The 14,946-nt window shown below is 72.0% G+C and carries 4 protein-coding genes; all 4 read left to right on the top strand.

What is annotated here, in order from left to right; genetic code table 11:
- From MYSTI_RS17795 to MYSTI_RS17780, 4 genes are read left to right on the top strand one after another with little or no spacing between them, the layout of a single operon-like run.
- Complete coding sequence (locus MYSTI_RS17795) at positions 1-4,536, top strand: type I polyketide synthase (RefSeq protein ID WP_015349163.1); 4,536 nt, start codon at positions 1-3, stop codon at positions 4,534-4,536.
- A gap of 21 nt (positions 4,537-4,557) precedes the next feature.
- Positions 4,558-9,246, top strand: a complete 4,689-nt coding sequence (locus MYSTI_RS44685; RefSeq protein ID WP_015349162.1) for a type I polyketide synthase — start codon at positions 4,558-4,560, stop codon at positions 9,244-9,246.
- On the top strand, positions 9,246-10,544 hold the full coding sequence (locus tag MYSTI_RS17785; protein ID WP_015349161.1) for a glycosyltransferase: 1,299 nt from the start codon (positions 9,246-9,248) through the stop codon (positions 10,542-10,544). The genes MYSTI_RS44685 and MYSTI_RS17785 overlap by 1 nt, the downstream gene beginning before the upstream one ends.
- Positions 10,545-10,564: 20 nt before the next feature.
- Entirely contained in the window at positions 10,565-14,941 is a 4,377-nt protein-coding gene (locus MYSTI_RS17780) for a type I polyketide synthase (protein WP_044283758.1), read from the top strand.
- Positions 14,942-14,946: the final 5 nt, after the last annotated feature.

Below are 14,946 nucleotides of genomic sequence, written 5' to 3'. Positions count from 1 at the left end.
ATGGGGAGTCATGTGGAGTACCAGGGGGACTCAGGACTGGCTGTGGCCATCGTGGGCATGGCGGTGCGTGTACCTGGGGCACGGGACGTGGCGGCGTTCTGGCGCATGCTGCGCGCGGGCGTGGAGGGCATCACCTTCTTCTCCGACGAGGCGCTGAAGTCCCTCGGCGTGGACCCGGCGTTCCTGGCCAATCCCAGCTTCGTGCGTGCCGCTCCCGTCCTGGAGCGGCCAGGCCGCTTCGACGCGGCCTTCTTCGGCTACGCCCCGCGCGAGGCCGAGCTGCTGGACCCGCAGCACCGCGTCTTCCTGGAGTGCGCGTGGACGGCGCTGGAGCATGCGGGCTACGCCCCCGGGAAGGTGCCGGGCACCACGGGCATCTTCGCGGGCTCCAGCCTCAGCAGCTACCTGCTCTTCAACCTGCTCTCGCGCGCGGAGTTCCAGCAGGCCGAGGACACCTTCCCGGCCATGGTGGCCAACGACAAGGACTTCCTCGCCACGCGCGTGGCCTACCACCTGGACTTCAAGGGCCCCGCCCTCACGGTCCAGACGGGCTGCTCCACGTCGCTGGTCGCCACGCACCTGGCCTGCCAGTCCCTGCTCGGCTACCAGTGTGACGTCGCGCTCGCGGGCGGCGTGTCCGTGCACGTGCCCCAGCGCACGGGCTACACGTACCAGGAAGGCGGCATCACCTCGCCGGACGGCCACTGCCGCGCGTTCGATGCGAAGGGCCAGGGCACGCTCTTCGGCAGCGGCGCGGGGGTCGTGGTGCTCAAGCGCCTGGACGACGCGCTCAAGGACGGCGACACCATCCACGCCGTCATCCGCGGCTCGGCCATCAACAACGACGGCGCGGTGAAGGTCGGCTTCACGGCGCCCGGTGTGGAAGGCCAGATGGAGGTCATCGCCCGGGCCCAGGCCATGGCGGACGTGACGCCGGACTCCATCTCCTACGTGGAAGCCCATGGCACGGCCACGCCGCTGGGAGACCCCGTCGAGGTGCAGGCACTCGATGGCGTGTTCCGCGCCGGCACCGACAAGCGCGCCTTCTGCGGGCTCGGCTCGGTGAAGACCAACGTGGGCCACCTGGACGCCGCCGCGGGCGTGACGGGGCTGGTGAAGACGGCGCTCTCGCTGGAGCACGCGGAGCTTCCTCCCAGCCTGAACTACGAGGCGCCCAACCCGCGCATCGACTTCGCGAACAGCCCCTTCTACGTCAATGCGACGCTGGCGCCCTGGCCGGTGGGCGCGACGCCGCGCCGTGCGGGCGTGAGCTCGTTCGGCATCGGCGGCACCAACGCGCACGTCATCCTGGAGGAGTCGCCGTTCATCCCCCCGGGTGATGCGTCGCGCGCGTGGCAGGTCCTGGTCCTCTCCGCGCGGACTCCGACGGCGCTGGAGGCGCTGACCGCGTCGCTGCTCTCGCACCTGAAGGAGCATCCGGAGCAGCCGCTCGCGGACGTGGCGTGGACGCTGCAATCGGGGCGCAAGGCGCTGGACCTCCGACGCGTGGTGGTCTGCAAGGACCGGGACGATGCCGTGCGCGTGCTGGAGTCGAGAGACCCTCAGCGCCTCTTCACGCTGGCGCCGAGCTCCTCGACGCCGTCCGCCGTCTTCATGTTCCCCGGCGGCGGTGCGCAGTATCCGGACATGGGCCGAGGGCTCTACGCCGCCGAGCCCGCCTTCCGCGAAGCGGTGGACCAGTGCTGTGCGCTGCTGCGTCCTCGCCTGGGCTTCGACCTGAAGCCCCTGATGTACCCGGACGCGGACTCCGCCGCGAACGCGGGCCAGCGCCTCAAGCGGACCTCGCTGGCCCTGCCCGCGCTGTTCACCGTCGAGTACGCGATGGCGCGCCTGTGGGAGTCCTGGGGCCTGAAGCCCGAGGCGGTCATCGGCCACAGCCTGGGTGAGTACACGGCGGCGTGCCTCGCGGGCGTCTTCTCGCTGGAGGATGCGCTGGCGCTGGTGGTGCTGCGCGGCAAGCTCTTCGAGGAGCTGCCCGGTGGCGGCATGCTCAGCGTGCCCATGCCCGAGGCGGAGGTGCGGCCGCTGCTCGGCGACTCCCTGTCGCTCGCGGCGGTGAACGGCCCCTCGCAGTGCGTGGTCGCCGGCACGGTCGAAGCCGTCGAGGCGCTGGCCGCGGAGCTGGCTCGCCGCGAGGTGGAGTTCCGGCACATCCCCATCGACGTGGCGGCGCACTCGCACCTGGTGACGCCGATTCTCGCGCGCTTCCAGGAGTTCATCGGGACGCTGAAGCGCAACGTCCCCACCCTGCCCCTGATGTCCAACGTCACCGGCACGTGGATGACACCCGAGGAGGCCGTGGACCCGGCCTACTGGACGCGGCACCTGCGGCACACGGTGCGCTTCGGCGATGGCATCCGCACGCTCGCGGAGCAGCCTCACCGCGTCTATCTGGAGGTCGGCCCGGGCCGCACGCTCGGCACGCTGGCGCGGCTGCAGCTCACCGGCCCCAACGCGCCGCCCGTGCTTCCGTCCCTCCGCCATCCGCAGGACCCGGTGGCCGACGAGGAGCTGCTCGCGGGCACCCTTGGAAAGCTCTGGGCCGCGGGTGTGAGCGTGGACTGGGCCGCGGTGCGTGGAGACGCGCGACGGCTGCGCGTTCCCCTGCCCACCTATCCCTTCGAGGGACAGGACTACTGGCTCGCTCCCGAGGCGCCCTCCGCCGCGCGGCGTGGCAGCGCGCGAAAGAACGCGGACGTGGCCAGCTGGTTCTACGTCCCCTCCTGGCGGCGCGCCCCGCTGTCACCTCCCAAGGCGGGCGCCGTCACCGCGCGAACCTGGGTCGTGTTCCAGGACTCGACGGGACCTGGCGAGGCGCTGGTCAACGAGCTGGTGCGCGCGGGCCAGCGCGTCGTACGCGTCACGCCGGGCACCCATCTCCAGGAGCTGGGTGAGCACCACTTCAGCCTGGACCCGACGGCCCCCGAGGAGACCTTCTTCCTGCTCAACGCCCTGAAGGCGAAGGGCCTCGACGTGGAGCGCGTGGTCCACCTGTGGAGCCTGGATGGCTCCAGCACCACCGACTTCGACAGCGCCCAGGAGCGCGGCTTCCACTCCGTGCTCCGGCTGACGCGTGCGCTGGTGGAAGCGTCACTGCCCAAGCGCGTCGAGCTGACGGTCGTGGGGCGCATGGCGCTGGAGGTGGAGAGCACGGACGAGGTCCAGCCCGCGCTCGCCACGGTCCCCGCGCTGTGCAAGGTGATTCCCCAGGAGCACGACGGCGTCGCGTGCCGGTACGTCGACCTGGGCCGTGGCACGGGCCTGTCCACCGTGAGCGCGCTGGCGCGAGAGCTGCTCTCCGACTCCGCCGAGCCGGTGGTGGCCCTGCGGGGAGCCCAGCGCCTCGTGCAGACGCATGAGCCGCTGCGGCTCGAGCAGGACGCCATGGCCGCGCAGCCCCTCCGGACGCGCGGCGTGTACCTCATCACCGGCGGCTTGGGCGGCGTGGGGCTGCTGCTCGCGGGTGAGCTCGCGCGGAGCCATCAAGCGCGGCTGGTCCTCGTGGGCCGCTCCGGGTTGGAGGTGGACCCGGGAGGCCACAAGCAGCGCGCGGTGCGGGAGCTGGAAGCGGCGGGCGCGGAAGTGCTCGTGGTGCGCGCGGACGTCGCGGACGAGTCGCGGCTGCGCGGCGTGCTCGCGGAGGCGGAAGCGCGCTTCGGAGCGGTGCACGGTGTCATCCACGCCGCGGGCCTCGCGGGTGAGGGCGCGGTGGCGCTGCTCGCCGGCCTGGACGCGGCGGCCTGCGCGCCCCACTTCCGCGCGAAGGTCCATGGCACCTATGCGCTGGAGCGGGCACTCGACGGACGCTCGCTGGACTTCGTGCTGCTGGTGTCCTCCAACGCCGCCGTGCTCGGGGGCCTGGGGCTTGGGGCCTACGGCGCGGCCAACGCCTTCCTCGATGCGTTCGCGGCCTCGCGCACCCAGGCGGGCACGACGCGCTGGCTGAGCACCAACTGGGATGGCTGGCCCGTCGCGGAGGAAGGCACGCCGGGCGCGAAGACGAGCCTGGACGCGTTCGCCATGTCCTCGACCGAGGCCGTGGAGGCGTTCCGCCGCGTCGTGGAGTCCGCGCAGGGTGGCCAGGTGGTGGTCTCCACCGGCGACCTGCCCGCGCGGGTGGCGCGCTGGGTGCGGAAGGAAGGTGCGAGCGCGGAAGCCCCCACGGGCACGGTGCATGAGCGGCCTCAGCTCGGCACCGAGTACGTGGCGCCCACGGATGACGTGGAGCTGGCGCTGGCGAAGGTGTGGCAGGAGCAGCTCGGACTGGCGCAGCTGGGCATCCACGACAACTTCTTCGACCTCGGCGGGAACTCGCTGCTGTGGCTCAAGATCGTGGGTCGGCTGAAGCGGGAGCTGGGGCGCGACATTCCCCTCACCTCCGTCTTCGAGGCCCCCACCGTCGCCACGCTGGCGAAGAAGCTGGGAGGGCCGGCCACCGCGGCCCAGCCCCCCGGCTTCGAGACGAGTCAGAACCGAGGCGCGCAACGCAGGGAGCGGCGGAGTCGCCGCGAGTGATGCACCGAAGGAGCAGATGACGTGGACGAGAAGCAGACTCCAGACATCGACGACGCAGACCTCGCCATCATCGGCATGTCAGGGCGTTTCCCGGGTGCTCGGGACACGGCGGAGCTCTGGAGCAACGTCCGGGGCGGCGTGGAATCCATCCGGTTCCTCTCACCCGAGGAGTGTCGCGCCGCGGGCGCGTCGAAAGAGCAGGTCGAGGACCCCGACTTCGTGCGCGCCTCCGCGGTGTTCCCGGAGCCCGAGTCCTTCGATGCCGCGTTCTTCGACATGCCCCCTCGCGAGGCGGAGCTGACCGACCCCCAGCACCGGGTCTTCCTGGAGATCTGCTGGGAGGCCCTGGAGCACGCGGGCTATTCGCCTCGGGACTACTCCGGCGCCATCTCCGTGTACGGCGGCGCCACGCTCAACACCTACTTGCTGATGAACCTGGCGAGGAATCCTCGCGTGCTGGGCTCCGTGGAGCCCGTGCAGGTCAACATCGGCAACGGCACGGACTTCCTGGCCACGCGCGTCTCGTACAAGCTGAACCTCCGCGGCGCGAGTCACGCCGTGCAGAGCGCGTGCTCGACGTCGCTGGTCGCCGTGCACCAGGCCTGCCAGAGCCTGCTCAATGGGGAGTGTGACATCGCGCTCGCGGGTGGCGCGTCCGTCAACGTGAGCTTCCTCAACGGCTACCGCCACGTGGAGGGCGGCATGGCGTCCCCGGACGGGCGCTGCCGCCCGTTCGACGCGAAGGCCCGAGGCACGCTGTTCGGCAGCGGCGCGGGCGTGGTGGTGCTCAAGAAGCTGCGGGCCGCCGTGCGCGACGGCGACACCGTACACGCGGTCATCAAGGGCTCGGCCATCAACAACGATGGCTCGCTCAAGGCGGGCTACACGGCGCCGGGCGTGGAGGGACAGGCCCAGGTCGTCGCCGAGGCGCTCGCCGCGGCCGGCGTGGATGCGGACACCATCGGCTACGTGGAGGCCCACGGCACCGCGACGCCGCTGGGGGACCCCATCGAGGTGGAGGCGCTCACGCGGGCCTTCCGCTCCAGCACCCAGCGCAGGCGCTTCTGCGCGCTCGGCTCGGTGAAGGGCAACGTCGGTCACCTGGACGCGGCTGCGGGCATCACCGGCCTCATCAAGACGGCCCTCGCGTTGAAGCACGGTGAGCTGCCGCCCAGCCTCCACTACGAGCGGCCCAACCCGGCCATCGACTTCGACGGCAGCCCCTTCTACGTCAACGCGACGCTCAAGCCCTGGCCCACGAGCGCGCTGCCCCGGCGCGCGGGCGTCAGCTCCTTCGGCGTCGGTGGCACCAACGCGCACGTCGTCCTGGAGCAGCCGCCGCGCGCGGCCGACAGCGCTCCTTCGCGGCGCGCGTGGCAGCTCCTCCCGCTGTCGGCGCGCACGTCGTCCGCGCTGGAGTCCAGCACGGGCCGCCTGGCGAGGGCGCTCGAGGGCACCTCCGACAAGGCCCTCGCGGACGTGGCGTGGACGCTCCAGGTGGGACGTCAGCGCTTCGGCCAGCGCCGCTTCGTCCTCGCGCGAGGCGTGAGCGACGCGGTGGCGGTGCTCTCCCAGCCGGACAGCCCTCGCGTGCACACCGCGACGGAGGACGGCGTGGAGCGCCCCGTGGCGTTCCTCTTCCCTGGCCAGGGCTCGCAGCACGTGGGCATGGGTCGCGCGCTCTACGACGCGGAGCCCGTGTTCCGCGCGGAGGTGGACCGGTGCGCGGAGCTGCTCAAGCCGCACCTCGGCGGCAAGGATCTGCGCGACGTGCTGTACCCGAGGTCGGGTGACGCCGCGGAGAACGAGAAGGCGCTGGCGCGCACGGAGCTCACCCAGCCCGCGCTCTTCACGCTCGAGTACGCGACCGCGTGCCTCTGGATGTCGTGGGGCGTGAAGCCCGCCGCCATGCTGGGGCACAGCATTGGCGAATACGTGGCCGCCTGCCTCGCGGGGGTCTTCACGCTGGAACACGCGCTTCAGCTCGTGGCGGCGCGGGGCCGGCTGATGCAGTCCCTCCCCGCGGGCTCCATGCTCGCGGTGCCCCTCAGCGAGGAGGAGCTGCGGCCTTCGCTCGGCACCGAGCTGAGCCTCGCGGCGGTGAACGCCCCCATGCAGTGCGTCGCCTCCGGGCCCACGGAGGCGATCGAGCGACTGCGTCGGCAGCTCGAGGAGTCGGGTGTGCGTTGCCACGTGCTCGTCACGTCGCATGCGTTCCACTCCTCGATGATGGACCCCATCCTCGACGCCTTCACGGCGCGAGCGGCGGCCATGCCCTTGCGTCCCCCCACCCTCCCCTTCATCTCCAACGTGACGGGGACGTGGATCACCACCGAGCAGGCGACGAGCCCTCGGTACTGGGCGCAGCACCTGCGCGGCGCGGTGCGCTTCGCGGATGGCTTGCACGCCCTGCTCTCCGACCCCAAGCGCGTCCTGTTGGAGGCGGGGCCGGGTCAGGTGCTCAGCCGTCTGGCGCGGCGTCATCCGGCGTCCACGCCTTCGCGCCCCGTCCTCGGCTCCATGCCGATGCCCCAGGACACCGTCGCCGACGGCACGCCGCCGCTCGCGTACACGACGCTGGGCAACCTGTGGCTCGCGGGCGTCAACATCGACTGGCGGAGCTTCCACGGCGACGAGCGGCGCCAGCGCCTCCCGCTCCCGACCTACCCCTTCGAGCGGCAGCGCTTCTGGGTGGAGCCCGAGGAGCAGAGCCCGCGCGGTGGAGCCACCGTCGCCCCGGCTACGTCCGAGAGCCTCCCAGCGCCCGAAGCGCAGGCCCCGCTGGAGAACTGGTTCCACGCGCCCTCCTGGAAGCGCGCGCCGCTCGCCCCCGCGAGCACCTCCAAGTCTCCGGGTCCGCGCGTGTGGCTGGTGTTCGAGGATGCGGCGTCGACCGCCGACTCGCTCCTGGCTCCCGAGCCCGGCGCTGAGCAGGGGGTGGTGCGTGTGAAGCCCGGAACCGGGTTCCAGCGCCACAACGACACGGACTTCACCATGGCGCCCGGCTCCCAGGCGGACCTGCGCGAGCTGGTGACCACGCTGCGCGAGTCAGGCCGACTCCCGGACGCGGTGCTGCATCTGTGGAGCCTCACCGCGGAGCCGTCCGCGTCCTTCGCGCAGACCCAGGCCAGCGGCTACCACACGCTCGTGGCCCTCTCGCGCGTCCTCGTCGAGCTCACTCCCGAGCGCCCCTGCACCGTCTTCGTGGTCTCCAACCACGTCCACGACGTCACCGGTGACGAGGTCCTCTCCGCCGACAAGGCGACGGTGCTCGGCCCCTGCCGCGTCATCCCGCAGGAGCACCCCCACCTGCGCTTCCACCACGTGGATGTGGTGACGGAGGCCGGGGTTCGACTGTCGCCCGCGAGCCTCCAGGCGCTCCGCACCGAGCTGCGCGCCGCGCCTCGCGAGGCGGTGGTGGCGCTGCGTGGAGCCCACCGCTGGGTCCCGGTCCTGGAATCGCTGCCGCTGCCCGAAGCTCCCGCGCCGCATCCGACCGCGCGCGCGGGCGGCGTCTATCTGCTCGTGCATGGCCTCGGAGGTGTCGGAGCCATGAACGCGAGGGCGCTCGCGAAGCTGTCCCCGGGTGCGAAGCTCGTGTGCCTGGAGCCCGTGGGCTTCCCCGCCCGTGACGCCTGGGACGCACCGGTGTCCACGCCCGACGCGGGCGAGGACCAGGCCCAGCGCATCCGCCGCGCGCGTGAGCTCGAGGCGATGGGCGCGGAGGTCCACGTCGTCTCCGTCGACCTCACGAACGAGGAGGCCCTTCGCGCGGCCGTGGACTCGACTGTCACGCGATGGGGCGCGCTCCACGGCGTGGTGCATGCGGCGTGGCTGCCGCGACAGAAGGTCGCCCGCCTCGTCTCCGAGACAGGGCCGGACGAGACGGCGTGGCACTTCGACCCTCGCGTCCGCGGCCTGGCGCTGCTCGACACCGTGCTCGGGGATCGCCCCCTGGACTTCCGCGTGGTGGCGTCGTCCATCTCCGCGGTGCTGGGCGGCATCTCCACCGTCGCGCACACCGCCGCGAGCGCCTGGCAGGACGCCTTCGCACAAGCGGCGACCCGAGCGGGCCGGCGCTGGACGAGCGTGGGCTGGGACGTGGTGCGAGTGGAGGACTACGGCGCGCACCTGGGGGCACGCGGCGAGGCCATCGACCGACTCGCCGTCGCGCCCGAGCAAGGCGCGGAGGTCCTGGACCGCATGCTCGCGCACGCGGCCGGGCCGTGGCTGGTCATCTCCACGCATGACGTGAAGGCGCGACAAGCACCGCCGCAGCCGTTGCCCGCGCAAGCGGAGGTCGTGGCGCGTCCGCTGCACCCCCGTCCGTCGAACCTTCGCAGTGCCTATGTGGCGCCCACGACGGAGCTGGAGCGGCTGCTCGCGGACCTCTGGCAGCAGATGCTGGGCGTGACGCCCATCGGCATCCAGGACAACTTCTTCGAGCTGGGCGGCGACTCGCTCGTCGCGGTTCAGCTCACCGACCAGCTCAAGCGTCGGCTCAACCTCAGCGTGCCCGCGTCCAGCCTCTACGAAGGCGTCACCGTGAAGGCGCTGGCGGCGCTGATTCAGCCGCCCGACGCGAACCCGGGCGCGGCGCAGGGCGAAGCGGACGAGCGCGAGTCCACCGTCCAGCGCCGCAAGCAGAACCTCCAGCGTCAGCGCTCGCGCCGGCGCGCGGAGGATGAGGACGCGGAGGAAGGCAGCTGATGCGCGCCATCCTCACCAACTTCGGCACGCTCGGAGACGTCCAGCCCTTCGTGGCGCTGGCCGTCGAGCTGCGTCGGCACGGGCATCACCCCGTGCTCGCCGCCGCGCCGTCGTACCGTTCGCTCGCGGAGCAGCATGGCCTCGAGTTCCTGCCCGTGGGCCCGGACCTGCGAGCGGCCCAGAGCGGAATCACGCAGGCGATGATGGGCAGCCCCGACGTCATCCACGACGCCAGCGGGATGCTCCAGCTCTTCCAGCCGCTCGTGGAGTCCCTCCCGCGCATGCTGGAGGACCTTCGCGCCGCGTGCCGGGGCGCGGACGTGCTCATCAGCGGACGCGTCCAGCCGGCCGCGCGCATGGTGCACGACCTGACACACGTCCCCTTCGTGACGGTGCTCGTGGAGCACAGCGGCAGTGGCGGCGGTGGCCCCGCGTTCCAGGCCGCCGTGCGAGGACTGGTCAACCCCCTGCGCGAGTCCCTGCGCCTGCCGCCGCTCGACAACCCGCTGGTGGATGGGCTCTCACCGCAGCTCGTGCTCACGGCGCTGAGCCGCCACGTGCGGCCGCCCGCGGCGGACCTCCCGCCGCACCACCACACCGTGGGGTACTGCCTGCTCGAGGAGCCGGCCTTCACGCCCGACGCGGACCTGGCGGCGTTCCTCGCGGAGGGCGAGGCCCCGGTCTGCATCACCTTCGGCAGCATGACCCACGGCGACCCGGTCGCGCTGACGAACACGTTGGTCGACGCCACGGTGCGCGCGGGACGACGGGCCCTCATCCAGCAAGGGTGGAGTGGACTGGGCCAGCGCGCCCTCCCCTCCACGGTGCGCGTCGTGGGACAGGTGCCTCACTCGTGGCTCTTCTCGCGCGTGTCGTGCGTGGTGCACCACGGCGGCGCGGGCACCACGGGCGCGGCGTTCCGCGCGGGGGTTCCGCAGGTCGTGGTGCCGCACACGTATGACCAGTTCACCTGGGGCGAGGTCGTCCAGGAGCTCCGCTGCGGCGGAGCGGCGGTCCCCATCGGTGAGCTGAGCGTGGAGCGGCTCGCGCAGGCACTCGGCGCGGCGCTGAGCCACGAGGAGCCCAGGGCCTCCGCGGCGCGCGTGGGTGAGCAACTGCGCGCGGAGCACGGCGCGGCGAAGGCACGTCACCTCATCGAGGACCTGGTCCGTCGAGTGGGACTGGCCTCGCCAGCGAGCGAAGGGCCCGAGGCCCCGGAAGAGACAGAAGACGAGGAACGGCGCCAGCGCCGCAGGAGCGCGCTGAAGCAGCAAAGGGCGAGGAAGGTCGACACTTGAGCGGGATTTCGGAGAAGAGCATGGCCACGGATTCGTCCGACACGGACACCACGGGTCTGGAGATTGCTGTCATCGGCATGGCGGGGCGGTTCCCGGGGGCGAAGGACCTGGAAGCGTTCTGGCGCAACCTGAAGGACGGCGTGGAGTCCATCCAGTTCCTCACGGACGAGGACCTGGAGCCCAGCGCGCTCGACACGGCGGCGATCCGCTCGGACCCCAACTACGTGAAGGCCGCCGCCATCCTCGAGGACGCGGACCTCTTCGACGCGGGCTACTTCGGCGTCACCCCCAAGGAAGCGGAGGTGATGGACCCACAGCAGCGCGTCTTCCTGGAGTGCGCGGTGGAGGCCCTGGAGCACGCGGGCTACGACGCCGAGCGCTTCAAGGGTCGCATCGGCGTCTACGCCGGCGCTCGCACGGACACGTACCTCTTCAACCTCTTCTCCAACCCTGCTGCCGTCGGGGGACTGGACCCCTTCGAGATTGGCCTGGGCAACGACCTGGCCTTCCTCACCACGCGCGCGGCGCACCGGCTCAACCTACGCGGGCCCGCGTACTCGGTCCACACCGCGTGCTCCACGGCGCTGGTCGCGCTGCACCTGGCGGGACAGGCCCTGCTCGCGGATGAGTGCCGGATGGCCGTCGCGGGCGGCGTGGCCATCAACGTCCCGCAGAAGGTCGGCTACCTGTACCAGTACGGCGGCATCGCCTCGCCGGATGGCCACTGCCGCGCGTTCGACGCGAAGGCGGCGGGCACCATCTTCGGCAGCGGCATCGGGCTCGTGGTCCTCAAGCGCCTGGAGGACGCGCTCGAGGATGGCGACACCATCCACGCCGTCATCAAGGGCTCCGCCATCAACAACGACGGCGCCGTGAAGGCCAGCTTCACCGCGCCCAGCGTGCAGGGCCAGGCCACCGTCATCAAGGACGCGCTCGCCGCCGCGGAGGTCTCCGCCGACTCCATCTCCTACGTGGAGACGCACGGCACGGGCACCGCGCTGGGAGACCCCATCGAGCTGCGCGCGCTGACCAAGGCGTTCGGTGGAAAGAGCCTGGGGCGCCGCACGGTGCCCATCGGCTCCGTGAAGACGAACGTGGGCCACCTGGACGCGGCGGCCGGAAGCGCGAGCCTGCTGAAGGCCATCCTGGCGATGAAGCACCAGCAGCTCCCGCCCAGCCTCCACTTCGAATCCCCCAACCCGCAGATCGACTTCGACAGCGGCCCCTTCTTCGTGAACACCACGCTCCAGCCGTGGGCGCGGGGACGGACGCCTCGCCGTGCGGGCGTCAGCTCGTTCGGCATCGGCGGCACCAACGCCCACGTCATCCTGGAAGAGGCTCCCGCCGCTCAGCCCTCAGCCGCGGGTCGGCCGTGGGAGCTGCTGGTCCTCTCCGCGCGCAGCCACACGGCGCTCGACAGCGCCACCGCGCGGCTCGCGCAGCACCTGGAGTCGCATCCGGAGCTCTCGCTGGCGGATGTGGCGCACACGCTCCAGGTCGGCCGCAAGGCGCACGCCCACCGCCGCGTGGTGGTGGCCCGCGACACGCGCGATGCCGTGCGTGTCCTGCGCATGGCGGAGCCCCGCCGCGTCCTCTCGGGCACGCATGAGACGAGCAATCGTCCCGTGTCGTTCCTCTTCTCCGACGCCGGAGTGGCGACGTCGCTGGAGGCGCTGTACCGCGCGGAGCCTGCCTTCCGCGACGAGGTGGACCGCTGCGCGAAGCTGCTCCAGCCGCGCCTGGGCGCGGACCTGCGCGCCGTGCTGTATCCCGAGGATGGCGGCCGTCCCGCGCGCGCGGGAGCGGTGGACGCGGCCGCGCGCTTCGTGGAGCCGTATGCACTGGCGCGCCTCTGGATGTCGTGGGGCATCCACCCGGAGACGCTGCTGGGCGAAGGCCTTGGCGCGTGGATCGCCGCCTGCCTCGCGGGGGTGCTCCCGCTGGAAGAGGCCCTGAACCTGACGCTGGCCCGGAGCGAAGGCCGCACGGCGATGCCCGAGGCGGCGAGCCTGAAGGCCCCGGAGGTGCCGCTGTACCTCGCGGCCACGGGCGCGCTCGTCACGGCCGCCGAGGCGCTGCGCGCGGAGACCTGGCGGGACGCGGCGAGTCCCGCGCCTCGCATGGACGACGCGCTTCGCGAGCTGATGAAGGAGCCCACGCGGGTCGTGCTCGCGATGTGCGCGCCGGGAGCGCTCGTCGAGAGCGCCCGCACGCATGCGGGCACCGCGGGGACGCGTGCGCTGCGCACGTGTGTGCCCGCGTCCGGAGACAACCCGCCCGCGCTGGTGGCGATGCTCGAGACGTTGGGCCAGCTCTGGCTGGACGGCGTGGAAGTGGACTGGGAGGCGGTGAACGAAGGGCGCGAGCGACGGCGCGTGCCGCTGCCCACGTACCCCTTCGAGCGTCAGCGCTACTGGGTCCCTCCCGCGGCACGCGTGGAGGCGTCGCAGGCGCAAGGCCAGGTTCCGCAGGGGAAGCTGGTGGACATGGCGGACTGGTTCCACACGCCCACCTGGCAGCGCACGGCGCCCATCGCCCTGGACCGCAAGGCCCTGGCCGAGCGCCGCTGCTGGGTGGTGTTCGTGGACGGGCTCGGCGTCGGTGAGGCGCTGTGCCGTCGGCTGGAGGACTCCGGCCAGGACGTGGTGCGAATCCGCCAGGGAAGCGCCTTCATGCGCGACGCCGCGCGCCGCTACGCGCTGGACCCGCGTGTTCGCGGCGACTACGCCACGCTGTGGAAGGACCTGGCGGACCAGGAGCTGAGCCCGTCGGTGGTGGTCCACCTGTGGAGCCTCGGCGCCTCGGGCGCGGGGCGCACCGGGCCCGAGCTGTTCCGCGACGTGCAGGACCTGGGCTACTACAGCCTCTTGCACCTGGGTCAGGCGCTCGCGACGGGAGACGCGTCGCGTCCCGTGCGGCTGGAGGTCGTGACGGATCGGCTGGCCAACGTGGCCGGAGAGAGCACCGCGCTCCCGGAGAAGGCCACCCTGCTGGGACCGTGCAAGGTGATTCCGCAGGAGCAGGAGCACGTCAGCACCCGCTGCATCGACCTGGTGGCGCCCGAGCCGCGCAGCGCGGGCGTGGAGCAGTTGGCGGAGCGGCTGCTGTCGGAGCTGAGCCAGCGCTCGAAGGACGCCGTGGTGGCCTGGAGAGGCAACCTCCGCTTCGCCCAGGCGCTCTCGCCCCTGCGGCTGGAGCCGTCCGGTGACGCCCCCGCGCCGCTGCGTGAGCAGGGCGTCTATCTCATCACCGGTGGCCTGGGCGGCGTGGGCCTGATGCTGGCCGACCATCTGGCGCGCACGTTCAAGGCGCGGCTGGCGCTGCTGGGCCGGACCGCGATGCCCGCTCCGACCGAGTGGGATGGCTACCTGGCCACGCACGCGAAGGACGACGCGATGGCCCAGCGCATCCTCCGGGTGCGCGAGCTGGAGAAGGCCGGCGCGCAGGTGATGGTCGTGCACGCGGACGTCGCGAACGCGGAGCAGCTCGAGGCGGCCGTGGCCCAGGTGGAGGCACGGTTCGGCGCGCTGAACGGCGTGCTCCACTGCGCCGGTGTCACGCATGGCTCGTCGCTCTACAACCCGCTGACGGACATTGGCCGGAGCGAGTCGGAGACCCAGTTCGGCCCCAAGGTCTACGGCACGTATGCGCTGGAGAAGGTGCTGAGCCGCCGCGCCGCGGACTTCGTGCTCCTGTTCTCCTCCAACGCCGCGGTGCTCGGTGGCCTCGGCTACCTGACCTACGCGTCGTCCAACCTGTTCATGGATGCCTTCGCGCAGGCCCGCGCGGGCCACACGGGAACGCGCTGGGTCAGCGCGTCGTGGGACCCGTGGCCGGAGGAGACGAAGCACACGAACGTGCGCACCAGCATGGACCAGTACGCGATGACGCCCCGGGAAGGCGCCGAGGCGGTGCAGCGACTGGTGACGCTCGGCGTGGACGGACACGTGGTGGTCGCCACGGGTGACCTGGCGCAGCGCTGGCGGCTGTGGATTCAGCGCGACACGTCCAAGCCCGCCCAGGGCGCGCGCACCGCGGGCAAGCCACGCCGCTCGAAGACGCCCTTCGTTCCTCCCGCCTCGGACCTGGAGAAGCAGCTCGCCACGCTCTGGCAGGAGATTCTCGGCGTGGACAGCGTGGGCCTGAACGACAACTTCTTCGACCTGGGCGGACACTCGCTGCTGGCCACGCGTGTGGCGGGACGCCTGCGGACCCAGTTCAACTTCGACATTCCCCTCGCGAAGCTCTTCGAGGCCGCCACGGTCGCGGCCCTGGCGAAGCTGGTGGCGGACCACCAGTCCTCGCTGGAGGACGCCGCCAGTCAGGCGGCCCTCGATGAGCTGGCGAATCTGAGTGACGAAGAGATTGAAGCCGAGCTCGCGCGACGCTCGCAGTAGCCGGC

The organism is Myxococcus stipitatus DSM 14675 (genome assembly GCF_000331735.1).
Classification (GTDB): domain Bacteria; phylum Myxococcota; class Myxococcia; order Myxococcales; family Myxococcaceae; genus Myxococcus; species Myxococcus stipitatus.
This window is presented reverse-complemented; position numbering and strand designations above follow the sequence as displayed.